The sequence below is a fragment of the Haloarcula sp. 1CSR25-25 genome (genome assembly GCF_032027985.1).
In the GTDB taxonomy this organism is placed as follows: Archaea; Halobacteriota; Halobacteria; order Halobacteriales; family Haloarculaceae; genus Haloarcula.
Window position 1 is genome coordinate 455,669 of sequence record NZ_JAHYBW010000001.1, and the last position, 22,301, is coordinate 477,969.

20 protein-coding genes are annotated in these 22,301 nt (G+C 62.9%); 12 read left to right on the top strand and 8 right to left on the bottom strand.

The window, feature by feature from the left end:
- The first annotated feature begins 1 nt into the window (after position 1).
- Both KZ498_RS02170 and KZ498_RS02175 read left to right on the top strand, forming a co-directional pair.
- Positions 2 to 448, top strand: coding sequence for a DUF5790 family protein (locus KZ498_RS02170; RefSeq protein WP_312616403.1), 447 nt, complete (start codon positions 2 to 4; stop codon positions 446 to 448).
- 227 nt (positions 449 to 675) lie between these two features.
- Positions 676 to 1,554, top strand: coding sequence for a DUF4399 domain-containing protein (locus KZ498_RS02175; protein ID WP_312616405.1), 879 nt, complete (start codon positions 676 to 678; stop codon positions 1,552 to 1,554).
- 3 nt (positions 1,555 to 1,557) lie between these two features.
- Here KZ498_RS02175 and KZ498_RS02180 read toward each other — a convergent pair whose 3' ends face one another.
- Positions 1,558 to 2,082, bottom strand: coding sequence for a DUF6789 family protein (locus KZ498_RS02180; RefSeq protein ID WP_312616406.1), 525 nt, complete (start codon positions 2,080 to 2,082; stop codon positions 1,558 to 1,560).
- A 117-nt stretch (positions 2,083 to 2,199) separates the two neighbouring features.
- On the opposite strand from KZ498_RS02180, the gene coxB reads away from it, so the two are divergent.
- Genes coxB through KZ498_RS02195 form a run of 3 tightly spaced genes read left to right on the top strand, consistent with a single transcriptional unit; the run spans position 2,200 to position 5,823 of the window.
- The gene (coxB, locus tag KZ498_RS02185; protein ID WP_312616407.1) at positions 2,200 to 2,991 is read left to right on the top strand and encodes a cytochrome c oxidase subunit II; all 792 of its coding nucleotides are present in this window, start codon (positions 2,200 to 2,202) and stop codon (positions 2,989 to 2,991) included.
- Positions 2,988 to 5,552: a cbb3-type cytochrome c oxidase subunit I gene (locus KZ498_RS02190; protein WP_312616408.1), complete on the top strand. Its 2,565-nt coding sequence runs from the start codon at positions 2,988 to 2,990 to the stop codon at positions 5,550 to 5,552. Before coxB ends, KZ498_RS02190 begins: the two co-directional genes overlap by 4 nt.
- Positions 5,553 to 5,556: 4 nt before the next feature.
- Entirely contained in the window at positions 5,557 to 5,823 is a 267-nt protein-coding gene (locus KZ498_RS02195; protein ID WP_005537244.1) for a cytochrome C oxidase subunit IV family protein, read from the top strand.
- 81 nt (positions 5,824 to 5,904) lie between these two features.
- On the opposite strand, the gene KZ498_RS02200 is transcribed toward KZ498_RS02195, so the two are convergent.
- Both KZ498_RS02200 and KZ498_RS02205 read right to left on the bottom strand, forming a co-directional pair.
- A complete protein-coding gene (locus KZ498_RS02200) occupies positions 5,905 to 6,342 on the bottom strand; it encodes a hypothetical protein (protein WP_312616412.1) in 438 nt (145 codons plus the stop codon).
- Positions 6,343 to 6,397: 55 nt separating this feature from the next.
- A complete protein-coding gene (locus KZ498_RS02205; protein ID WP_312616414.1) occupies positions 6,398 to 8,023 on the bottom strand; it encodes an ATP-binding protein in 1,626 nt (541 codons plus the stop codon).
- A 217-nt stretch (positions 8,024 to 8,240) separates the two neighbouring features.
- Between KZ498_RS02205 and KZ498_RS02210 the strand changes: the two genes are divergently transcribed.
- The 4 genes from KZ498_RS02210 to KZ498_RS02225 all read left to right on the top strand — a co-directional run bounded on the left by KZ498_RS02210 (position 8,241) and on the right by KZ498_RS02225 (position 12,342).
- On the top strand, positions 8,241 to 8,615 hold the full coding sequence (locus tag KZ498_RS02210; protein ID WP_312616415.1) for a helix-turn-helix domain-containing protein: 375 nt from the start codon (positions 8,241 to 8,243) through the stop codon (positions 8,613 to 8,615).
- 143 nt (positions 8,616 to 8,758) lie between these two features.
- Positions 8,759 to 9,700 carry an NmrA/HSCARG family protein gene (locus KZ498_RS02215; RefSeq protein ID WP_312616417.1) on the top strand — a complete coding sequence of 314 codons (942 nt, stop codon included), beginning with the start codon at positions 8,759 to 8,761 and terminating at the stop codon, positions 9,698 to 9,700.
- Between the two features lie 107 nt (positions 9,701 to 9,807).
- On the top strand, positions 9,808 to 10,401 hold the full coding sequence (locus tag KZ498_RS02220; RefSeq protein ID WP_312616419.1) for a hypothetical protein: 594 nt from the start codon (positions 9,808 to 9,810) through the stop codon (positions 10,399 to 10,401).
- Positions 10,402 to 10,932: 531 nt separating this feature from the next.
- The gene (locus tag KZ498_RS02225) at positions 10,933 to 12,342 is read left to right on the top strand and encodes an FAD-binding oxidoreductase (RefSeq protein WP_396276086.1); all 1,410 of its coding nucleotides are present in this window, start codon (positions 10,933 to 10,935) and stop codon (positions 12,340 to 12,342) included.
- A gap of 151 nt (positions 12,343 to 12,493) precedes the next feature.
- Here KZ498_RS02225 and KZ498_RS02230 read toward each other — a convergent pair whose 3' ends face one another.
- From KZ498_RS02230 to KZ498_RS02240, 3 genes are read right to left on the bottom strand one after another with little or no spacing between them, the layout of a single operon-like run.
- Positions 12,494 to 12,619, bottom strand: a complete 126-nt coding sequence (locus KZ498_RS02230) for a hypothetical protein (protein ID WP_312616423.1) — start codon at positions 12,617 to 12,619, stop codon at positions 12,494 to 12,496.
- A gap of 49 nt (positions 12,620 to 12,668) precedes the next feature.
- Entirely contained in the window at positions 12,669 to 13,322 is a 654-nt protein-coding gene (locus tag KZ498_RS02235) for a TrkA family potassium uptake protein (RefSeq protein WP_312616424.1), read from the bottom strand.
- Between the two features lie 2 nt (positions 13,323 to 13,324).
- Positions 13,325 to 14,779 (bottom strand): APC family permease, encoded by a 1,455-nt coding sequence (locus tag KZ498_RS02240; protein WP_312616426.1) that lies wholly within the window; start codon positions 14,777 to 14,779, stop codon positions 13,325 to 13,327.
- Positions 14,780 to 14,990: 211 nt separating this feature from the next.
- Between KZ498_RS02240 and KZ498_RS02245 the strand changes: the two genes are divergently transcribed.
- The 3 genes from KZ498_RS02245 (at position 14,991) to KZ498_RS02255 (ending at position 18,624) form a co-directional block, all read left to right on the top strand.
- Complete coding sequence (locus KZ498_RS02245; RefSeq protein WP_312616427.1) at positions 14,991 to 15,644, top strand: TrkA family potassium uptake protein; 654 nt, start codon at positions 14,991 to 14,993, stop codon at positions 15,642 to 15,644.
- 314 nt (positions 15,645 to 15,958) lie between these two features.
- Complete coding sequence (locus KZ498_RS02250; RefSeq protein ID WP_312616428.1) at positions 15,959 to 16,390, top strand: universal stress protein; 432 nt, start codon at positions 15,959 to 15,961, stop codon at positions 16,388 to 16,390.
- Positions 16,387 to 18,624, top strand: a complete 2,238-nt coding sequence (locus KZ498_RS02255) for an amino acid permease (protein ID WP_312616429.1) — start codon at positions 16,387 to 16,389, stop codon at positions 18,622 to 18,624. The genes KZ498_RS02250 and KZ498_RS02255 overlap by 4 nt, the downstream gene beginning before the upstream one ends.
- Positions 18,625 to 18,867: 243 nt before the next feature.
- Here KZ498_RS02255 and KZ498_RS02260 read toward each other — a convergent pair whose 3' ends face one another.
- Entirely contained in the window at positions 18,868 to 20,313 is a 1,446-nt protein-coding gene (locus tag KZ498_RS02260) for a cohesin domain-containing protein (protein WP_312616431.1), read from the bottom strand.
- Complete coding sequence (locus tag KZ498_RS02265) at positions 20,310 to 22,154, bottom strand: DNRLRE domain-containing protein (RefSeq protein WP_312616433.1); 1,845 nt, start codon at positions 22,152 to 22,154, stop codon at positions 20,310 to 20,312. Before KZ498_RS02265 ends, KZ498_RS02260 begins: the two co-directional genes overlap by 4 nt.
- Positions 22,155 to 22,301: the final 147 nt, after the last annotated feature.

Consider the following 22,301-nt stretch of genomic DNA (forward strand, 5'->3'; position numbering starts at 1 on the left):
TATGAGTCAGTCAAGTCTGGACGACGACGAACTGTTCGGCGAGGCCGCAAACGAGATGCGAACGGACGTCGAGGAGTCGCTCGCGAAGGCCCGCGAGGCGCTCCCCGAGGCCGATTCGGTCTGGGACGTGGAGGCCGACAACACGCTCGGCGTTCTGAACTCACTCAAGACAGCACTCGACGTGGGCGACGCGGAGGACCACCTGCGGGACGCCAAGAAGTGGTACACGATGGGCGAACGCGCTGACGCCTTCGAGGACGGCGACGACCTCGCCGAAGACATCGAGACAATCGCTGACCTCATCGACGACGTCGACGACGCCCGCGAGCAGGTCGGTGACCTCACGGCGACCATCCCACAGCTTCGCAGCACGCTCGAAGAGTTCGAGGGCGAGGACGGCGCGGACGCGGAGGCGGACGGCGACGCCGACGCGGAAGCCGAGGCCTGAGTTCGGGACGGCCACGTCCCGGCAGACACCTGCCGCGTTCTTCTTCCGCGGCCAGCGCATCGCTCGCGTCGTCCAGCGGCTCTCCTCGACTGGGGCTAATCGGTTCTGTCGTGACTGGCCGTCGGGTTCTGGTTGGCTACCAGTTGGAGCAACATGCTGTCCAAGGGCGTATTTATGTCCGTTCTATCGCTTAAGTGCGTGTGGGTCGACACGTTCTGTGACACACGATGGCCGACAGATTCTCGCGCCGGACGTTCGTGTACAGCGTCTCGACCGCTCTAGCGGCCGGGCTCGCGGGCTGTAGCGAGGAGCAGTCGGGCGGGGGCGCGGGAACGCCCTCCCCGACAGCGTCCGGGACGGATGAGCCACCGACCGAGACGGAAACCGACGCTACTGAAACGACCACCGGGGAGTATCGCAACGACGTTGGCGCGGACGCCAGCGTCTCCTTTGCGGTGCCGTCCGACGGCGCGACCCTCACCAGTCCGTCGGTACAGTGGCGAGCCACAGCCGACGGTGTCACTATCGAGGAAGCGGGTGAAGTGACAAGCGGGGCCGGACACTACCACGTCATCGTCGACACCGACCCCGTGACGCCGGGTGAGACGATTCCGGCGGACGACACTCACATCCACTACGGAACCGGACAGCGAGACGGCGTGCTGGAGCTCGAACCCGGCGAACACACGCTGCACCTCCAGGTCGGAGACGGCGCGCACACGGCGATGGCACTGACCGACAGTGTCGACGTGACTGTCAGTGCCGAGGCTGGCCTCAGTATCGAGACGAGCGTCGACGGAAGTGTCATAGACTGGGAGGCCACAGTCGAGAAGTACAGTATCGAGCCGACCAACCAGGGAATCACGTCGAACACAGGGCATCTACATGCGATTATCAACACCGAGCCGGTGCCGGTCGGCGAGGTCATCCCGAGCGATGCCCGATACGTCCACTACGGCGACGGCTCGACGAGCGGGAGCCTCGACCTCGCCGAGCAACTGGGCGACGCCTACGAGAGCGGCGAGCATACCGTCCACTTCCAGATTGCGTCGGCGACGCACCGTGCGACGGCACTCACCGCTTCAGAGACGGTGACCACGGAGTAGTCCTCAGACGATTGAGTCCGGGCGCGTCGAGAAGTAGTTGAACACCGCGCCGAGGCCGATGCCGTAGACGACGTGAGCGATGAGCGTCAGCACCACGTACAGCACCAGTGTGAGCCCGGACTGGCCGGTGTAGAAGGCGAGGACGAACCCGGTCCACATAGCGGCGCCGAAGTACGCGCCGCTGACGGGGTCTGACTGGCCCGGGAGGTACGCCTTCAGCGAGGCAAACAGCAGCGGCCACGGGAACATCCCGCCACCGAGGAAGATGAAGAAGCCGAACAGTACCTCCGGGACGTAGCCGGTCAGGCCCACGAGTTCGGTGAGGACGGCGAAGTCCTCGAGATTAAACGCGCCGAGCGACTGGGCGATGAGGAAAACGACGGTCATCATCGCCGTTCCGACCAGGCCACCGGCGGCGCCGACGACGCCGTCGGCGAGAATCCCGGCGAGACTGTCGAACTCCTCGGCCTCTGTGAGGCCGTCGTCGTTGACGGGCGGGTCCTCGACGCCGGGTGACGTGTCTTCCATGGTGTGTCGTAACATGCCAGTAGACAAAAAGGTTCCCGCACACGGTAGGGCAGGGACGGTCACATGTCAGGAATCTGTCCCCAATACCTATTACAGGTGGGAAGAATCATGAAGGTAATGGCGGTACCCATGATAACACACGTCGCGGTTGTGCTTCCCTTGCACGGTGGTGACGTCAGGGCACCCAGTGCGGTGTTCAACCAGATCTTCGAGGTGTTTCTGCTGCTGGGGACGGCCGTCGGAGTGGTCGTCGTGGCGTACACGATGTACCACGCGCTCAAGTACCGCGACGACGGGAGCGATACTGACCCGTACGCGGACAAAGTCGAGCGCCCCCAGATGGGCGAGATGCCGACCGGAGGCTCGGGCGGCCGGAAGGTGTTTTACTCGTTCAGCATCAGCGCCATCATCGTCGTCTCGCTCATCGCCTGGACCTACTCGCAACTGCTGTACATCGAGCAGGGGCCCGACCCGGCACAGACGGACGCACTCGAAATCGACGTGGAGGGGTACCGCTTCGGCTGGGACTTCGTGTATCCGAACGGGCACACGACCAACACGCTCTACGTGCCACAGGACCGGGTGGTCAGGTTACAGGTGACCTCGACGGACGTGTTCCACAACTTCGGGATACCGGAGTTGCGGGTCAAGACCGACGCCGTTCCGGGCCAGTACACGTCGGCCTGGTTCACGGCCAACGAGACTGGGACCTACGCCGCCAAGTGCTACGAGCTGTGTGGCAGCGGCCACTCGCTGATGACGACGGATGTTGTCGTGATGCCAGAGGACGAGTACGAGGAGTGGTACGCTGAAACGGAGGGGACCGCCGAGACGGAGGCCAGCGGGAACGCGACCGCCGGGAATAGCAGCCGAATCGCACCTGCCACCGCGGGAGGTGTTCCCGCATGAGCCACGACCACGGGCTCCCGCCCAAGTCGTCGGTCAGCCGGTGGTTCCTCACGACCAACCACAAGGACATCGGCGTCCTGTATCTCATCACCGCGCTGTTCTTCCTGGTCTTCGGCGGCGTCCTCGCCCTGCTGTTCCGCCTCGAACTGATTTCCTCGGGTGCTGACCTGCTGGGGTCGATGGGGTACAACCAGGCGGTGTCGACCCACGGCCTGCTGATGGTGTTCTGGTTCATCTCGCCGTTTGCCTTCGGCTTCGCGAACTACGTCGTCCCGCTGCAGATCGGCGCGGACGACCTCGCCTTCCCGCGGTTGAACGCCCTGTCGTACTGGCTGTACCTGTTCTCGGGGATTCTGATGGGCGTCTCCTTCTTCCAGGGGACCACCTTCGCGGGCGGGTGGACGATGTACGCCCCGCTGAACACGCCGGCGTACATCCCCGGCGAGGGCCTGGGCGCGACCTCCGTCGTGCTGGCGCTCATCATGTTCACCGCCGCCGTGACGCTGGGGTCGGTGAACTTCCTGACGACGATGTACCGCATGCGTGCCGAGGGCCTGCGGATGCGGGACATCCCCATCTTCTCGCTGTCTATCAACCTCACCGTCTGGATGATGCTCTTTGCCTTCGCGGCCCTGCTTGCGGCGCTGATGATACTCGCCTCCGACCACATCCTCGGGACGACCTACTTCCAGTACTCCATCGACGGCACGACGATGGCGACCGACGCGGACAATCCGGGTGCGTCGCTTTTGTGGGCCCACCTGTTCTGGTTCTTCGGCCATCCGGAGGTGTACATCGTCTTCTTCCCCGCACTCGGCGTGATGGCCGAGTGCTTCCAGACCTTCACCGGCCGGCGGCTGGTCGGCCGCAAGTGGTTCATCATCTCGATGGTGCTGGTGGCGATTCAGAGCTTCGTCGTCTGGATGCATCACATGTTCCTGACCGGCATCAACCTTCCAATCAAGACCATCTTCATGGCGACGACCATCGGTATCTCGCTGCCCTTCGACCTGATGGTGTTCTCGCTCATCTACACCATGGCGAAAGGGCGGGTCCGATTCACGACGCCGTTCCTGTTCTCGCTTGGTGCGCTCATCCTGTTCATCATCGGCGGCATCACCGGCGTCTTCCTCGGCGCGATCGTGCTCGACTACCAGTTCCGGGGGACATACTGGGTCGTCGCCCACTTCCACTACGTGATGGTCGCGGGCGCGACGGCTCTCTTTGGCGGCCTCTACTACTGGTATCCCAAGATAACCGGGAAGATGTACAACGAGACGCTGGGGAAGATACAGTTCGGCGTCTACTTCCTCGGGTTCAATCTGCTGTACTTCCCGATGTTCATCGCCTGGGAGACGCCGCGGCGGGTGTTCGTCTACCCCGAGGGCCTGCAGATATGGCACACGATGGCGACCGTCGGCGGCTTCATCCTCGGTGCGAGCTTCCTCCTCATGTTCTACAACCTCTTCGTGAGCCTCTGGCGCGGCGAGGACGTCGGACCGAACCCATGGGAGTACGCCACCTCCGCCGAGTGGGCCGTCTCCTCGCCGCCGTCGCTCGAGAACTTCCCCGGCCTGCCGAGCTACGCCACCGGGAAACTGGAGTTCCTCGACGACGAGACGGTCGCCGAGCGGACCGAACGCGCGCCCGGCGGGGCGGCCCGCGGCCACGCGGCGACAGACGGCGGAACCGCGACGGACGGCGGCGCGGTGACAGCGAGGACCGCGGTGACGGCCACCGCGATGGAGCCGGCCCACGAGGTCGCCGGCGAGGAACACGCCAGCCACGCGAGCTTCTGGCCGTTCCTCGTCAGCCTCGGCGGGTTCATCGCGTTCCTCGGACTCTCGGGCGTGCGGACGGGGAGCGTGTTCTACCTGTCGATGGCGGCTGTCGGCGGGGTCACGACGTTCGGGTCGCTGGTCGGGATGACCCGCGAGCCGTTCCACGCGCCGGAAATGGCCATCGCCGAGCGGTGGCCCTTCTCGTCGGTCGAGAAGATGAAACTGGGGATGTGGACGTTCCTCGCCAGCGACATCGTCCTGTTCGGGGCCTTCATCGGGTCGTATGCCTTCGTCCGGGTCGCGTACGGCTGGACGGCCTGGCACCACGACCTCGTTCCCGCCGAACACGTGACGATGCCCGGCCTCATCAACACGTACCTGTTGCTCACGTCGAGTTTCCTCGTCGTGCTGGCGATGGTCGCCGCCGAGCGGGAGAGCAAGCGCGGGACCGTCGCCGCGCTGGTCGGGACGTTCGCGCTCGGGGTCGGCTTCCTCATCAACAAGGGTATCGAGTGGCAGCACCTGTTCCACATCAGCACAGAGGCGTTCCCGAACGGGTGGAACCTCTCGACGAACATCGCGTCGTCGACGTTCTACCTGACGACCGGGCTCCACGGCGCTCACGTCACCATCGGGCTCATCATCTGTGCGTACATGACCGTCAGGGCCTGGAACGGTGCCTACCAGGGCGACGACAGGGCCATCGAGTACTTCGGGCTGTACTGGCACTTCGTCGACATCGTCTGGCTGTTCCTGTTCCCGCTCTTCTACATCCTCTAGAACAATGGACTGGAAAGGTTACACCGTGATATACGTCGTACTGTTCGTCTTCGCGACCGCACAGGCCGTCGTCGAGTTCGCCGGCCTCGTCGACAGCGCCTACTGGGCCGCCTTCGCGCTCATCATGGTGCTGTCGGTCGTCAAGGCCGTCGGGGTCGCCGCGTACTACCAGCACCTCCGCTGGGAACCCCGCGCCGTCACGTACCTCGTGCTGGGCGGGACTGTCGCCGCGCTCGCGCTGACCGGCGCGGCGGCGTACTCGATACTGTGACCGGTCGGTGGCAGTGCTCTGTACGCTTTGTTGACGCCAAGGCCGTAGGCGCTCTCGGATAGGAGGTAGTGAACAGGAACGTCAGGCCAGCAGCTGGAAGCTGATGGCGATGAGGAAGAGCACGCCGGCGACGGTCGCGGATTCCGCGACAGCCAGCGATCGGGGGTGCCCCCGTCGCGTCGCCGACAGGTAGACGCCAAACAGCAGGTACCCACAGAGGCCCGCCCCGCCGACGACAGCGACCGCAAGTCCGGCTATCGACTGGGTCTCGACGGGGCCGGAGATAGACGCGACCACGCCGACCAGGAGGCCGACGACCAGCACCGCGAACGCGGCGACCCAGGCCAGCGGCCGGTCAGCGTACTCGAACCGGCTCTCGCGGTCGCCCGCCGGGGACCAACCGCTCGTCGACGCCCCCGGGCTGTACTGATACCAGCGGCGTCCCCGGACCATCCATGCGACCACCGCTATCACCAGCACGCCCATCAGCGCCGTGCTAGCGAGGTACGCGGTTGACATGTGATGCCATACATCATGCTAGGCAATAATCGTTTATGTCGTTCAGCGCCGGTCGTCAGCTGACGAGGTTCGACCCGACACCCGTAATCTCGAAGCGTGCCCCGCCCCGCTCCCCGTCGGTAATCGTCAGCTCCCAGCCGTGGGCGTCGACGACCTGCCTGACGATAGCGAGCCCGAACCCGGTCCCATCCTCGGCGGTCGTGTACCCCGCCTCCAGGACGGCGTCGCGCTCCTCGGGCGCGATTCCCGCCCCGTCGTCCTCGACGTAGAACCCCTGTCGGCCCGGCTCGTCGATGTCGCCGATGGTCAGGGCGGGCCCGCCGTTTGCCGCGGTACCGTCGCGAGCGTGCGAGTCCGGGCTCGTCGACCCATGGTCGACGGCGTCGTCAGAGCCAATCGCGTTCTGACTGCTCGTGGAGCCGTGCTCCACGGCGTTCCGAAGGAGGTTCTCGAACAGTTGCTTGAGGCGCATCTCGTCGGCATGGACCGTTCGGTCGGTGTCGACGACGAGCGTCGCGTCTTCCATGTCGACAGTGCTCCGACACGAGTCGACCACAGCGGGGAGCGAGACCTGCTCGGGGTCGTCGACGGACCGACCGTCACGGGCCAGCGTCAGCAGGTCGTCGATGAGCGTCCGCATCCGGTCGTGTGCGGACGCGACGCTCTCGAGATGCGGACTCTCACACTCCGCCATCGCCAGTTCGAGGTGCCCCTCGGCGACGCTGAGGGGGTTTCGAAGGTCGTGGCTGGCGACGCCGGCGAACTCGTCGAGCCGGTCCCGCTGGCGCTGGAGTTCCTGCTGCTGGCGCTTCCGGTCGGTGATGTCCATCGCCGTGACGTACACACGGGAGAAGTCGTCCGCGTACGCCTCCGGAACGTTCATTTCGATGATCTCGTGCATTCGCTTGCCGGACAGCGTCTGCCCGACCGTCTCCCAGCGGTACGTGGTCTCACCGTCGGCGATTGCCAGCCACATCCCTCTGGCGGCCTCGTACGCCGAATCGGTAAACACCGTGTCGAGGTTGTCCAGCAGGACCGATTTCGAGGGTGCGTCGTAGTACTCCAGGGCGTTCTCGTTGACGTCGATAATCTCGATGTCCGCCATCAGCTCCCGGACAACCTCGGGGTGCGCGTCGAAGTACGCCTCCAGGTCGTCGACGCGGGCCGCAATATCGTCGAGTCGGCGTTTGCTCGTCGAGTAATCCTCCTCCCACATGATGTGTGGGTTGTTCTCGAACAGTGAGCGGTAGCGTTCCTCTGCATCGTCCGATCGCTCGGCGAGACGCTGCTGTTCGACAGCATTTTTGACGTGCTCGACCAGCACACTCGGCCACTGCGTCGAGTCGGGCGGCCGCCGGAGCGACCGGTTCACATCGCCTGCGAGCGCTCTGGCCTCACGGCTGCCGTCGCCGTCGTCGAACACGGCAACGACTGGACAGTCCTCACCAATCGTTTCGAGCAGCGCCGGGCCGCCGATATCCGGGGCGTCGTACTCGACGACGACGCAGTCGACCACGGCTGTCGGAAGCGCGGACCGTACGTCAGCGGTCGCCGAGATGGCCCGGACAGTGTGGACGGCCGAATCGGATTCGAGCGCGCCTATCCCATCCTGTGCCCGCCCGTTGTCGGGGCCGCCGCCGGCATAGAGGACGGCGATCGGGTCCCCGACCTGATCGCTCATGTCTTACGCTTGGCACCGACTCTAATGAATATTGTGTGCAGATTCTCGTGGAATTCGCTATGATTCGTGTCGGGGGTCATTGCTGGCTTCGACTCCCATGGAACAGGATACATAGCCACTGGAAAATCAATCGGCGAATGAGGCGCGACCACTTGTCTGGCCTGCGGGAGAGGCACGGGATAACTTTTTATCAAGAGTTGTGTTACCATATAACAATATGGGCTGCGACGAACTCCCTCCGAAACCCGACCCTGATGACGATGTGTTCGAGGTGTGCCCCGTCGCCCGGGCGTTCGAGATTGTCGGGTCAAAGTGGCGACTCACCGTGTTACGGAGCCTCCATCTGTACGGAGAGCAACGGTTCAGTGAACTCCAGGAAACGACGACAGCCGACTCGACGACGCTCTCACGTGTACTGGAGAATTTAGCGGAACAGGAGCTCGTTAGCCGACGCCTGGAGGACCGACCGATTGCGACGTACTACGACCTGACAGAACGAGGGGAATCACTCACCGGCGTTTTTGACGAATTCGAGGAATGGGCATTTGAACACACGGCTGCGGAGATGCCTGCCGTGGACCTGCCAGAGTAGGTCACACAGGTCGGTACTTCGTGGTTACGAAATGTTACTTTCTTATACAACGATAACCGACTCATGCATGTGTCACAAAAATTATAATTCTGCTCGAGGCGATACTGTCATCGTGGCCGACTCGGCCACGGGAGTTGAGACACATGCCAGAAACACCAACGGATATTGAAGACAAGAGGGGACAGACCGTCCTAGTGGTCGGGGCGACGGGAAACCAGGGTGGCGTCATCATCGATCATCTGCTAGCGGCCGACAGAAAATTCACAGTCTGTGGTCTGACGCGAACGCCCGGTAGTGAGGCCGCACAAGCACTCTCGGAACGCGGTGTGGACGTCAGGCGAGGCGACCTGACCGACAAGACTACACTCCGATCTGCTATCGACGGTGTCGATACGGTCGTCATCGTGACGAACATCTGGACGGCCGGCTTCGAGGAGTCGGTCCGCCAGGCAAAGAACATCGCCGACGTGGCCGTTGAAGCCGGGGGTAGCCACATCGTGTTCAGCGGCGCCGGCTACCACGACAGGGACCTCGGAATCACCGCCCTCGAACCCGCTGGAGAGGTCGAGCAGTACATCAGGTCGCTGGACGTGCCCGCGACCTTCCTGCGACCGGTGTGGTTCATGCACAACCTCGAACCCGCTTTCGAGGATATCCTCGACGGCACGCTTGCCCTGCCCATCAAAGAGGGCGTGACTCTCCAGATGCTCGACGTTGACGATGTCGGCCGGGCGACCGCACGGGTTCTCGCTGATCCCGACGAATTCGCCGACGAGGGGTTCGACCTCGCAGGAGATGAACACACGCTCTCCGAAATGGCCCGGATCCTTTCCGAGGTAACGAATACTGACGTCCAACCGCTCTCCGTCCCTATCGAGGACGCCAGCGAAGAGATGGGCGAGCCGATGGCCGAACTGTTCCAGTGGTTCAACGACGAGGGCTACGCGGTCGATATCGAGCGCATGGAACGACGGTTCGGATTCGAGTTCACCAGTTTCCGTGAGTACCTCGAGAACAACGGCTGGACTGAGAAGAATCACCCGAGCCGGGTCCCGGGCCTGGTGAAGGCAATGATGAAACACTGACACAGACATCAAGAACATGAAGACAGCCAACACAGCGTTCGACGTCGTTGCGCCCGGCTATCAGTACAGACCCGAGAACGGAACAGCGAGCCTGAATCAGGGGTACAATGGCAGTTGTTGATCAGCCGACGTCCCATCGTGAAGAACTCGGGTTAGTCCTGGAACGAGCCGATCAGCAGTTCGCAATCACCGCGGTCCTCATCACGACCGGCGCACCGGTGGTCGCGTACCTGTCAGGTATCGCGTCGCTCATGTTTTACGTCCACGTGGCACTCGGGGCGTTCTGGTTCGGGCTCGACTTCTTTTTCAAATTCGTACTCGGGCCGTCGCTGGACGCTGCCCCCGACGAGGCCGCTGGCGCGGTCAATCACCAGCTCATCCCGAAACTGGCTGTCGTAGCTGAACCCCTCAGTGTTGGTGTGATCGGCTCCGGAATCGGTCTCGCCCACATGCTTGGATATTGGCTCGACCCATCCATCTGGCTGTGGGGAGCCCTCGGCATCGGCGTACTGATGCTCGTCAACGGCTTCGGACCACTACACTTCGCCACGACGAAGATGGTCGTCGAACTCGACAAGGACGAGCCTGATACCGATCGACTCGACGCATTGTTCGGCAAGGCCCTGCAGTGGGGGCTGCTTCAAACCGTGTTCATGATCGCTATTATCGTCATGATGGTTGGCCTTCGCGGACTCATATGACGAGTTCCAAACTACCCGAGGGAGGTATCGATGCGGCAGCGACCGAGTCAATCGGTATCCTGTTTAGCTAATCACCTGCCAGCAGTGGGATTAGTACGGTTCTTTCATGCGGCATGGCGAAATCCCGGCGAGTACACTATCCCCTTGTCTGACATTTTCGGGCATTTTAGGGACTCTACGGCCCGCTAAGTATGTCATTACTGACTCCGGGGGGAATTCGTTACGAGTCATGACGGGAGTCATCGCTGGCTTGGATTCGCGTCAGATGGGTCACGTGGTCACCTGAAGACCAATCGTCCATTGAGCACGCGACTGGTCAGGTTGGGCCACACCGTTATCCGACCACGTGTTCAGAACTCGATGCTCTGTTGCAACCCTCACCGGTGATCGGTTTTGAAAGCCGTGCTGAATCAAGTGCGCGCATACAGTGGCACTCCCGCTTGGAACGTCGCATTTCACTCTAATACTCATCACAGACACCCGCTGTGAAAATGTCAATAAGTAATGTTTCTATAACTCCTATTAATAATTATGTCGAATACAGCAGAGCCACAGATATTGAAAGACGAAGTCGACGCACTCAGAACCGGGTTCAGAGGCGACGTACTGGTTCCGGTTGATGAGGGATACGATGAGGCACGTTCGATCTGGAATGCCATGATCGACAAGCACCCGGCGGTCATCACCCAACCGCTCGGGGCGAGTGATGTGATGGCGGCTGTCGCGTTTGCCCGCGATCACGAACTGGAGGTTGCTATCCACGGCGGCGGACACAACGTCGCCGGGAATGCCGTCTGTGACGACGGCCTGATGATTGACTGCTCTGCGATGAGGTCCGTCCGCGTCGATCCGGAGCAGCAGACAGCATGGGTCGAATCTGGCGCTCTCCTCCACGATGTAGACGTCGAAGCGCAGGCACACGGGCTCGTTCTCCCGGGCGGGTACGTGTCCTCGACCGGTGTCGCTGGCCTGACTCTCGGTGGGGGGTTCGGACACCTGTCACGCACGTTCGGGCTTACTGTGGACAGCCTCCGGTCGGTCGAGTTAGTGACTGCCGACGGACGGTTCGTCACGGCCAGCGAGAGCGAGAATCCCGACCTGTTTTGGGCACTCCGCGGCGGCGGCGGGAACTTCGGTGTCGTGACGGCCTTCGAGTTCGACCTCCATCAACTCGACCCGACCGTCCTCGCAGGCCCCGTCGTCTATGACATCGCGGACGCTCCATCGGTGATGCGCGAGGCTGCTGAAGCTATTGACCAGGGACCCGACGAGGTCGCCTGCATGATGGCCATCCGCAAGGCACCGCCCGCCCCGTTCCTCCCCGAGGAGGTCCACGGTGAGCTGGTGCTCATGGTGGTCGTGATGTATGCTGGCGACGTAACTGAAGGTGAGAGCGTGCTCGCCCCGATCCGTGAGATCGGATCACCGATCGCCGACGCTGTCGGCCCAAAGCCGTATACCATGTTCCAAACCATGTTCGATGGCGCGACTAATGCCGGTGCACGCAACTACTGGAAGGCACACTACCTGTCGGAGATGAGTGACGAGGCGATCGATATCATGTGCGAGTACGCAACCACCATCGACTCTCCGGAGACGACGATCGGGATGATGGCACTCGGGCGCGAGATATCGCGTCGTCCTGCTGACTCGACCCCGTACCAGCATCGCGATGCCGAGTGGGTGGTGAACATCCAGTCACGGTGGCGCGAAGCGAGCGAGGATGACTCCCACATCGGGTGGGCGCGTGATCTGTTCGACGCCCTGACGCCTCACGCGACCGGTGGGGCATACATCAACTTCATAAGCCAGGATGAAAGCGAACAGCGCGTCCACGATGCGTTCGGTGATGCCGTGTACGAGCGACTCGCTGCTGTCAAGGCCGAGTGGGACCCGGAGAACGTGTTCCATCTCAACCACAACATCCAGCCCGACCAGTAAGTGAGTCGCTGAACACCTCCAACCGAGTGAGCACAATCGATTATCACGACACAGTAGCGGTATGTCACAGTAACCGCCGGTCAGCACGGAGAGTAACCGGATTCTTTGAAACAGCGTACCGGAATTCCGGCGAGTCCTTAGCAGTTCTTCGTCATGTCGTCGTCGTGAGCGAACACGACCTGCGTCGGGTGATGCCGACCTCGTGACACGTGTGGAAGTCGTCGAGCTGATGGACCGGGACGAGGATGCCGAGTGACGAGTGGACGTGGCGATTCACGCCACAGGCCGTCGACCAGTTCGACCCACACGTCCCTGACCACGGGTCACTAGCCGCGCATCAGATTCATCACCTCATCGACCACGTCCGGTTCGACGGCGACGACGTAGCTGCTCCCTGGTGTCAGGGTCGTCTCGGCACGAGCGATCCGTTCACCGTTCTCGTCGGACACGACGAGGGTCCCCGCGGGAAAGCGTACGTCGGACAGTGTTTTCCCGGCGGCCGGGGCGCCTTCGGCGACGCGGATGAGCATTATGTCGAGGGTGCCCGTCACGTCGGCAAGCGTCTGGACATCGCTACCCAGGATTTCGTTGGCCGCCACTCTGGAGCCGGCCCGTTCGGGGAAGACCACCGCGTCGACGAACCGAGTGTATGCGTCACCGCCTGTGCGGTCGATACGCGCGACCGTCCGGATGTCGGGCGCCAACTCCGCAGCAGCTAAACAGACTGCGAGATTCAGTCCGGTTTCTCCCGTAAGCGCGGCAATTACGTCCGCTCGCTCGATGCCTGCCTGTTCGATGATGTCCGGATTCGTCGCGTCGCCCTGGATGACAGTCGCAATCCATTGATCGGCGATATCCGAGACCATCCGCTCGTCACGTTCGATAATCGTCACGTCGTGCCCGCGGTCAGCGAGTATCTCGGCTGTCTGGAAACCGACGCGTCCACCGCCAGCGATGATAATGTCGAGGTCACTAGTCATGGTTAGTCTTCAGCCTCCGGTGTTATTTCAGTGGCCGCAGCCGCCTGCTCGCGGTCCGATTCCTCTCTTATCCGTTTGAGCGCGAAATACACAACGGCTCCGAGCAGAATCCACGCCGTGCTGAGTGCCAGCGCCAACGGATCCGTCCGGAGCAGGTACTCCACGAGCACCCCCGTAAGAATCAGATTGAGCGTGATACCAATCAGCGGCGGCGCCGGGTAGTACGGCATCTTGTACGGACGGTTCATGTTCGGTCGTTCCCTGCGGAGTCTGATGACGGCGACGTTGACGATAATGAACGACAACAGGAAAAACAGGCTCGACATGTTGCCGGCGCTTTGAGTCGGCAGTGCGACTGAGCCGAGCATCACCACTGCGCTGGTGAGGATTGCAACGAACGGCGTCCCGTAGCGGTGGTGAATCTGGCCGATCGAAGGGAGCAACTGCCCTTCACGTCCCATCGAGAACGCCACGCGTGACGACGCGATGACAACCGCGTTGAGGGCAGTGAGTGTCGAGAACACGGCCCCGAAGACGATGAGTGCGCCACCGTTCTGGATAATCGGTAATCCAGTCGGCATGAACGATGTCGCTGCTGTGGCGATGCCTGCCTCGCCGGCGTCGGCAAGTCCCTTCGCTCCGAGCGTCCCGACGGCGACTGTCACAACTGCCAGATAGACGACGACGGTCACAGCGAGGCTGATGAATATCGCTTTCGGGATGTTCTCACGCGGGTTCTGTACCTCCTCGGTGACTGTGGTGATGAGGTCGTACCCTTCAAAGGCGATGAACGTAAGTCCCATCGCCGGCAGGATGGCAGCCGCACCGCTACCCTCGGGAAACAGCGGCTGGAACTCGGCCCCGGAGAACATCGGTGAAGCGAGCCCGAACGCGACGAACACCACCAGAATAGACACTTTGATGATGGTGAAAATCGTCTCCACACTGCCGCTGGCGGCCGTCGAGACGGCGTTGAGTGCAACCAGACCAAGCACTGCGACAAACGCCAGCACGAAGGCCAGTGGAAGCGCTGCATCGACGACCGGAATCACAACGGCTCCAACCTGGTCCGGTGGCGGGACCACGCCGTAGACGTGCAACAGTTCGAGGAAGTTCGGTGCAAAGCCCAGCGCATACAGGGCCCCCGCAATCATGTAGGCGAACCAGAGCATCCAGCCCATGATGAACGAGGCAAAGTCGTCGAATATCTCTCGCACGAAGGCGTATCCACCGCCGCTTTTCGGGATCGAGGCGGCGAGTTCCGCATACGAGAGTCCTGTAAACGCCGTCACGACGCCGTTCAATGCGAAGACGAGAATCGCGGCTGGACCAGCGATTTCGGCGGCCAGCCCTGTCAGCACGAAAATACCGGCCCCGATCATCGCACCCATCCCAATCATCGTCGCGTCAAGTAACCCGAGTTCGGCCTCGGGTGATCGAGTCTGGCTCTTGCTCATTGCGCCCCGTGTTTATTCGCCACGCCGTTCATCATACGCAGTATGCACTCTGTTCGCTCCATTTGAGTACCCGGGTGAATTCTTCTACTGTAAGAACCGTGATTGGATTTCTTAAAGGCTTGTGGTAGCCGGTCCCCGGTACAACAGGTCGTGTTCCCGATTCAGTAGAACCGGCGGGGCATTGAAGATGACACGTTTCCAATATACTACAATGACCCGGACAAAGCGATTCGTCATCGCCGGTGGCGGCCGCGTCGGGAAACAGACCGCCGAGAATCTCGCGGAACAGGGTCACGAGGTACTGCTGATCGAGTCCGACGACGAGCGCGTCGAGGCGTTGTCAGACGCGTACATCGGCCCCGTCATCCACGGCGACGCCACGCGCCCGTCTATTCTCAAACAGGCCGACCTGGCCGAGGCCGATGCTATCGCCGCACTCACCGACGAGCCAGGTGCGAACCTCGCGATCTGCATGGAGGCCCAGCAGTACGCCCCGTCGATTCGGACCATCGCGAGAGCGGAGACGGGGACGGACCAGGAGTACGGCGAGGTGGTGGACGCGACGCTGCTACCGGAGTATCTCGGTGGCGACCACGCGGCAGATATACTGACCGGCGAGGATATCCGGACACTCGTCTATCCGATCGCTGACCTCGATATCATCGAGGTGAGTGTTGCCCCCTCGGCCCCCGTTGCGGGCCGTCGCCTCGATGAAATCGCCCTCCCCTCGGGAAGCCTGCTGATCTCGACGGCGGACCGAACTGGACTCGCAGGGGCTGATACGGTTCTGGAACCTGACGAGCGCTATATCCTCGCCGTCGAGACCGACGTCGTCGACGAGGTCCTGGATCTCATGCGTGGGTAGCACTACGAAGACTGAGACAAACGGGAGTGTGCCGAGAAGCGCTGGAAACGCGGCCTCATATTGAATGCGAGTCCGCAGGCTGGCGGGAACACGGACCAGTCCACACCCACTCGTGAGGACGGGTATCGACGATTGGGACGGATGTACTGCACCGGTTCCGGGTACCTCACAGCGATGTTTGCGAGAGTCGCTATGAACTACCGGGATGGGGCGGTCACACATCCCCTCTCGAACCGGAATACGGGGACATCCCGTAGTGCTCTGTCTGTCCGGAAGACACACACTCTTAACAGACTGAGACTGTACTGACCAGTATGAACAGTGAGCGCAAGAAGGGAGAGATACTCGAACACGTAGTTCTTCCCGTCGCTAACGAAGATGATGCGCTGGCGACGGCAAAGGCGATTGAACCGTACGGGCCGAACCACGTGACAGCCCTCCACGTCGTAGAGAAGGGCGGTGGCGTGCCGGACAAGACGCCAGTCGAACAGTCCGAAGCGCTGGCCGATGAATCGTACGCCGCTGTCCGGTCCGTGTTCCCCGATGCCGACGAACACACCGCCTACGGGCGAGACGTGGCGGAGAAAATCTTCGAAGCCGCCGACGAAATCGGCGCCAGTGCCATCGCGTACCGATCCCGTGGCGGGAACCGACTCATGCAGTTTCTCTCCGGCGACCTCTCTCTGAAACTGGTGACCGAGGCTGACCGTCCCGTCATCTCCCTTCCCCCAGAGGACGAGACATGAGCGAGGAGGACCTCGCCAAGGACCTCGGGCCGCTCGCGGCCCTGACCATCGGCGTCGGGACGATGATCGGTGCGGGCATCTTCGTCCTCCCAGGTGAAGCCATCCTCAAAGCCGGGTCGCTGGCGTCCGTGGCGTTCGTCCTGGGGGGCGTCATCGCTATGTTCACGGCGCTGTCGGCCAGCGAACTCGGCACTGCGATGCCGCGTTCGGGCGGGGCCTACTACTACGTCAACCACGCGCTCGGGCCGATGTTCGGATCTGTCGCCGGATGGGCCAACTGGCTCGGACTGGCCTTCGCGAGCGCCTTCTACATGGTCGGGTTCGGCCGGTACATCGCCCGCATCTTCGGACTCGCCGGCAGTGTCGGCGTCGGCCCGATATCGATTACGGTCGTGAAGCTGATCGCACTCGTCGGCGGCGCCTTCTTCGTCCTCATCAACTACGTCGGCGCAAAGGAGACCGGCCGACTACAGAACGTCATCGTCGTCTTGCTTATCGGAATCCTCACTGTGTTCACGTTCCTCGGGACGCTCAGGGCAGAGCCGTCGAACCTCCCGGCTGCTACTGACGTGGTTACCACCCTGGAGACCACGGGGCTCATCTTCGTCTCCTATCTCGGCTTCGTCCAGATTACGAGCGTCGCCGAGGAGATCAAAGACCCCGGCAAGAACCTTCCGCGGGCGGTCATCGGCAGCGTCGTCATCGTGACCGTCATCTATGCGCTCGTGCTGGTGATTATGAGCGCGGCCGTTCCACAGGGGTTCATCGCGGACATCATCAGTTCTGACGCCGAGAACCCCATCGCCGTCGTCGAGGTCGGGAGCTACATACAGGGGGCCGTGATGGGGGGTGCACTCCTGTTTGGCGGCTTGCTCGCTACTGCGTCCAGCGCGAACGCCTCTATCCTCGCGTCGTCGCGTATCAACTTCGCTATGGGCCGTGACCGGATCGTCACACCGGCCCTCAACGAGATTCACCCCCGCTATGGGACGCCATACAGAGCAATCGGCATCACCGGCGGACTGATTCTCCTGTTTATCGTCATCGGGGACCTGACGCTGCTTTCGGGTGCTGCATCGGGACTGCACCTCATCATCTACGGGCTACTGAACCTCGCACTCATCGTCATGCGCTACGTGAACCCAGAGGAGTACACGCCGGATTTCGTGGTCCCGCTGTATCCTCTCATGCCGATTCTCGGTGTCGTGCTCTCCTTTGCGTTGCTGGTGTTCGTCGCCGGAGACGCGCTGTTGCTCTCCTTTGGCATCGCCGCCGCAGCGGTACTGTGGTACGGACTCTACGCCAGGTCACGCGCCGAAAAACAGGGTATCCTATCGAAACACATCATCTCACGGTCCGACGAGATGCCGGACGCGGCCGTCAGCGCGGCCGCCGGCGTCCAGCCCGACGGCGGGCAGTACCGCGTGATGGTGCCACTGGCCAACCCCGCACACGAACAGGACCTCATCACGCTCGCCAGCGCTGTCGCCAAACAGCAAGGCGGCACGGTCGTTGCCACCCACATCGTCACGGTCCCCGACCAGACGGCGCTCGCGGCTGCCGCCGACCGGTCCGACGAGATAGACAAGAGTTCACAGAAACTGCTCGACAGCGCCCGAGAGGACGCTGAAACGTTCGGCGTCGACGTCGAGACACACACTATCCTATCACACAAATCCTACGAGGCAATCTTCGACGCTGCCCGGACACACACCGCTGATCTCGTCGTGATGGGATGGGGCCCGGACTCACACGGCTCCCCAGGGCGGGCGGAATCAGCCATCGACGAGCTCACGGAGGCAGTCCCCTGTGACTTCCTCGTCCTCCGTGACCGTGGATTCGACCCCTCCCGCATCCTGCTCCCGACGGCCGGTGGCCCGGACTCTGAGCTGTCAGCCAATATCGCGAAGTTGCTCCAGGCGGAATACGGCGCAGAGGTGACGCTGCTCAACGTCGACGACGACCGCGAGGCAGGCGAGCACTTCCTGCAACAGTGGGCGGCTGAACAGGGGTTAGAGGACGCTGAGTTCCTCGTCAAGTCCGGCGACGTCGAGACGGCCATCGTGAACGCCGCTGACGACGCCACGCTCTTGCTCCTCGGCGCGACTGAGGAGGGGCTCCTCCGCCGTCTCGTCTCGAAGTCGCTCGTACTGGACGTTGTCGACGACGTGGAGTGTTCGGTCCTGCTGGCGGAGAAACGCCGCCACCGTGGCCTGCTTGAACGGCTGTTCTGAGGCTGGGAGCCACGCCTTCGGCATTCCCGGGACCCAAGACATCACCGCATCTCATCGGGGTCTGTAGCGCCGTCGTACCAAGGTGCCACAGCAATCCCCGGACAGAGCCAGCATCAAAACGATTCTCTCACTGGATTGTGCTACGTCGTGGGAACTGGGCTCTCTCGACTGGTGTGGATATCGGCTGATGCAGTGTTCAGGTACTGCTGCCCCGTCGAATCAGCGACGGTCGGTACTCACCACTCAGGCGTCCGTCTCCCGTCGGTAGCCCAGCCAGCCCAACAGCAGCGACAGCGAGACAACAACGGCGGCGGCTCCGAAGCCGGGGCCAGACTCGTCTGTCGTTGCCGTCGTAACTCCGGAGACGGGTGTCGCCTCGTCGGTGGCATCGGTCGCCGGTGCAGTCTCGGTGTCTGTCTGTGTTGTGGTTGCCGACTGGGTGGCTGTCGCGGTCGCGGTCCTCGCGCCACTTTCGGTTCCGGTCCCTGTCTCGTTCGCCGTCCCGTTTCCGGTCACGTTCGCGGTGCTGTTCGCTGCTCGAACGGTCACGTTCCCGACAGTCGTGGTGTTGAGTGACACGGTGTGGACGCCGGACGAGTTGAACCGGACTGTGAGGTTCACCTGACGGCGCTCCCCGTCCGGGATTTCCACGCTCGCGTTCGTGTCCATCACCGTCCCGTTGTCGTAGACACGCGCTTCGAACGTCCCGTCTCCGTCACCATCGTTCTCGACGGTTCCGGACACCACGACCGGCTGTCCGGGCGCGACCGACGTTCTGTTGAGCGACGTGTTGCTGACCGAGAACGACGGTTCGGGCGGGGAGATAGCGCCACCGCCCCCTCCGCCGCCACCGCCCCCTCCGCCGCCACCGCTGTCGTCGTCATCGCTATCGTCGTTGTCGCTGCTATCGCTATCATCGTTGTCGTCAGAACCGCCGCTATCATCGGCCGGCGTTTCCGTCGGCGTGGCGGTCGGCGTGTCAGTCTCCGTCGGTGTCGCAGTCGGCGTGTCAGACTCCGTCGGTGTCGCAGTCGGCGTGTCAGACTCCGTCGGCGTCGCGGTCGGCGTGTCGGTTTCCGTCGGCGTCGCGGTCGGTGTGTCAGTCTCCGTAGGCGTCGCGGTCGGTGTGTCAGTCTCCGCCGGCGTATCGGTTTCCGTCGGTGTCGCGGTTGCCGAACCGGCGTCGACGCGCAACTCAACGCCGTTGAACGCTTCGGGTGAGACGGTTTCGCCGTCGGCGTCCGACAGTTTGGTGTCCGCTTCGACGAAGGCGAGCCGTGTGGACTCAGCCGCGTCCTCCGAGACTGTCAGCGTGATCTCGGCGAGCACAGGGTCGTTCGTCTCCCCGGACCGAAGCTGATTGAACGCGACCCAGCCGGCGTCGTTGTTCACGTTCGCGACCGGGTCGTCGAAGTCGTCGCTGCCGGCAACGGTGTCGACTTCCGCGATGGCGGGGTCGAACGTGACGTTGGTCTGGTAGCCACGAACCCCCGTTGCGTTGGCCCAGACCTGCACTGTCACCGTCTCACCCGGGGTGACGGAGATCGCGTCGCCGGACTCTCCTGTGACTGTGTCACCGAGCGAAACCGCGCTCGCCGACCCCGGTGCCAGAGCGGCGACCGCCATCGGGAGCGTCCCGACTACGACCGCGAGGGCAAGGGCTACGACGAGCGCTCGGCTGGTTCTCACTGGTCTCCCTCCGCCAGGTTCCTGGTGGCAACGGCATCGCCGATGTCGACGTCGCCGTCACCGTCGACGTCTGCCGCGTCCCGGTCGATGTCGACGTCCTCGCCGGCAATCGACCGCTGAATCCGTTCAGTGTCGTCGGTGTCGACGTCACCGTCGCCGTCAGCGTCGCCGGCCAGGGTTTCCCCGGGGGCGTAGCTGACGGTCAGTACCGGCGGCGTGGCGCTGTCGGCGCTCTGGATGTCCCAGCCGTCGTCCCCGAGCGGGCGGAACACCCACCCGCGGTTCTGTGCGCCGGTGACCCACGCCTGCACGCTCGCCGTCACGTCAATCGAGGTTTCGCCCGTCTCGACCACGCCGGTCTCTGCGACCGCATCGGCGACGGCCTCGGAGCCGTCCGTCCGGACGCCGCCGTCCAGCGACGCCCACGTCGAATCGGCGTTCCAGTCCGTTCGCAGCCGGTGGACAGCCGCGCCGTCTCCTTTGTCCGATGTTTCGAACACCAGCGTGGCCTGTTTCACGTCCGAACCGGGCGGTATCTGCCCGGCGTCAGTGCCGACAACTCCGTCGAACCGGAGGAGGCCCTGTGAGCTACTGCCCGACCCTTGCGGGTCACTCCCGTCGATAGACAGTGTCTCGACCGAACCGTGACTCGTCTCCGGGTCGGCGGCGCGTATCATCGTGTCAGTCGTCCCGCTGTAGCCGTCCGTCCCCTGCTGGAACGTGGCCGACGGTCCGTCCGGTGTCTCCGTCGGGTCCGGCGTCTCGGCCGCTGGCGACCCGAACCGTGCGTCGAAGTCCAGGTCGAACCCGAATTTCGAGTCGCCGTCGGTCTTCTCCTCCCCTGTACTCGGTGAGTACGTCCGCACCTGGATTCGGTCCGGCGCGTCCGACCCGTCGCCGGGACGGAACTCGATGCGGCGCAGCAGGCCGTTCCCGCCGTTGGGTCGGTTCTGGTAGTTCGCGAGCAGTTCGTACACCGACGAGCCGCCGTCGTTCGTCGACACCTGATGGGCCTCCCCGTTACTCTCGCCCGTGTCCTCGTGCCAGTGACCACAGAGGACCATGAATATCTGGTCGTTCGGCGAGACGAGGTCTTCCCAGACGGTCTGGCCCGTGTTCCCGATGTCGTTCGCTTCCTGTAGCTCCTGTGTCCGTCGCTGTGGCTCGTCACGGAGATACGAGTGGGTCGTGAGTATCGTTGCCCGGTCGGGGTACTGGTCGAGGACGCTCTGGGCCCACCCCAGCGTCGTCGATGAGTCGTCCACCGTTCCCGGCGGTTCCCACTCCAGGGCGAGGTGGAGAAAGTCGTAGCCACCGGCGGAAAACAGCTGGTATGTGCTGAGGTTATCCCGGTTCTCGTCGCCGCTGGTCGGGCCCGCCCCGCCGAACCAGTCCCGGCCGTCGTACCGCGACTGGCCGAAGTACTCCTTGTACTTGGCAACCGATGACTTACGGTCCCACAGTACCGCGTAGTCGTGGTTGCCCGTCACGGTGGCGTAGGGAACCGTCCCGTCGAGCCTGGACATGGCCTCGTCCATGTGCTGCCACTCGGTGTCGTTGTCACCGTGGTCGACAACGTCGCCCTCGTGGCTGACGAACGCGATGTTCTCCGCCTCCGCGTTGTCGGCGATCCACTGCGTCTGCTCCATGGCGTAGGCGGTCTGGTTGTCGGCGTACACCTGCGTATCCGGCAGTGCGACGACCGTCCAGTACTCCGACTGTTGGCTGGCACTACCGATGGCTCCAAGCGCCGTGATGCCAACGCCAGCGCCGATGGTTCTGAGCAGCCCCCGCCTGGACGTGGTGGCCGGGAGTCCGGACCTGTCGGGTCTACTGTCCATGTTCACACCCGGGACCTCTTTCGCGGTGAGCCAGGACGCGACTCCCTCGTTCTCTCGCCAGCCACCCGCTGTCCCGACAACCCGTATGAGCGCTCCGCGTCTGCCATTGATCGGCGGTACCGATATGTGACCGATACATTCTCCATC

Excerpts from the sequence above, each read along its gene's own strand:
- KZ498_RS02170 (WP_312616403.1), top strand. The coding sequence starts at position 2 with ATGAGTCAGTCAAGTCTGGACGACGACGAACTGTTCGGCGAGGCCGCA.
- KZ498_RS02175 (WP_312616405.1), top strand. The coding sequence starts at position 676 with ATGGCCGACAGATTCTCGCGCCGGACGTTCGTGTACAGCGTCTCGACC.
- KZ498_RS02180 (WP_312616406.1), bottom strand. The coding sequence starts at position 2,082 with ATGGAAGACACGTCACCCGGCGTCGAGGACCCGCCCGTCAACGACGAC.
- coxB (WP_312616407.1), top strand. The coding sequence starts at position 2,200 with ATGGCGGTACCCATGATAACACACGTCGCGGTTGTGCTTCCCTTGCAC.
- KZ498_RS02190 (WP_312616408.1), top strand. The coding sequence starts at position 2,988 with ATGAGCCACGACCACGGGCTCCCGCCCAAGTCGTCGGTCAGCCGGTGG.
- KZ498_RS02195 (WP_005537244.1), top strand. The coding sequence starts at position 5,557 with ATGGACTGGAAAGGTTACACCGTGATATACGTCGTACTGTTCGTCTTC.
- KZ498_RS02200 (WP_312616412.1), bottom strand. The coding sequence starts at position 6,342 with ATGTCAACCGCGTACCTCGCTAGCACGGCGCTGATGGGCGTGCTGGTG.
- KZ498_RS02205 (WP_312616414.1), bottom strand. The coding sequence starts at position 8,023 with ATGAGCGATCAGGTCGGGGACCCGATCGCCGTCCTCTATGCCGGCGGC.
- KZ498_RS02210 (WP_312616415.1), top strand. The coding sequence starts at position 8,241 with ATGGGCTGCGACGAACTCCCTCCGAAACCCGACCCTGATGACGATGTG.
- KZ498_RS02215 (WP_312616417.1), top strand. The coding sequence starts at position 8,759 with ATGCCAGAAACACCAACGGATATTGAAGACAAGAGGGGACAGACCGTC.
- KZ498_RS02220 (WP_312616419.1), top strand. The coding sequence starts at position 9,808 with ATGGCAGTTGTTGATCAGCCGACGTCCCATCGTGAAGAACTCGGGTTA.
- KZ498_RS02225 (WP_396276086.1), top strand. The coding sequence starts at position 10,933 with ATGTCGAATACAGCAGAGCCACAGATATTGAAAGACGAAGTCGACGCA.
- KZ498_RS02235 (WP_312616424.1), bottom strand. The coding sequence starts at position 13,322 with ATGACTAGTGACCTCGACATTATCATCGCTGGCGGTGGACGCGTCGGT.
- KZ498_RS02240 (WP_312616426.1), bottom strand. The coding sequence starts at position 14,779 with ATGAGCAAGAGCCAGACTCGATCACCCGAGGCCGAACTCGGGTTACTT.
- KZ498_RS02245 (WP_312616427.1), top strand. The coding sequence starts at position 14,991 with ATGACCCGGACAAAGCGATTCGTCATCGCCGGTGGCGGCCGCGTCGGG.
- KZ498_RS02250 (WP_312616428.1), top strand. The coding sequence starts at position 15,959 with ATGAACAGTGAGCGCAAGAAGGGAGAGATACTCGAACACGTAGTTCTT.
- KZ498_RS02255 (WP_312616429.1), top strand. The coding sequence starts at position 16,387 with ATGAGCGAGGAGGACCTCGCCAAGGACCTCGGGCCGCTCGCGGCCCTG.
- KZ498_RS02265 (WP_312616433.1), bottom strand. The coding sequence starts at position 22,154 with ATGGACAGTAGACCCGACAGGTCCGGACTCCCGGCCACCACGTCCAGG.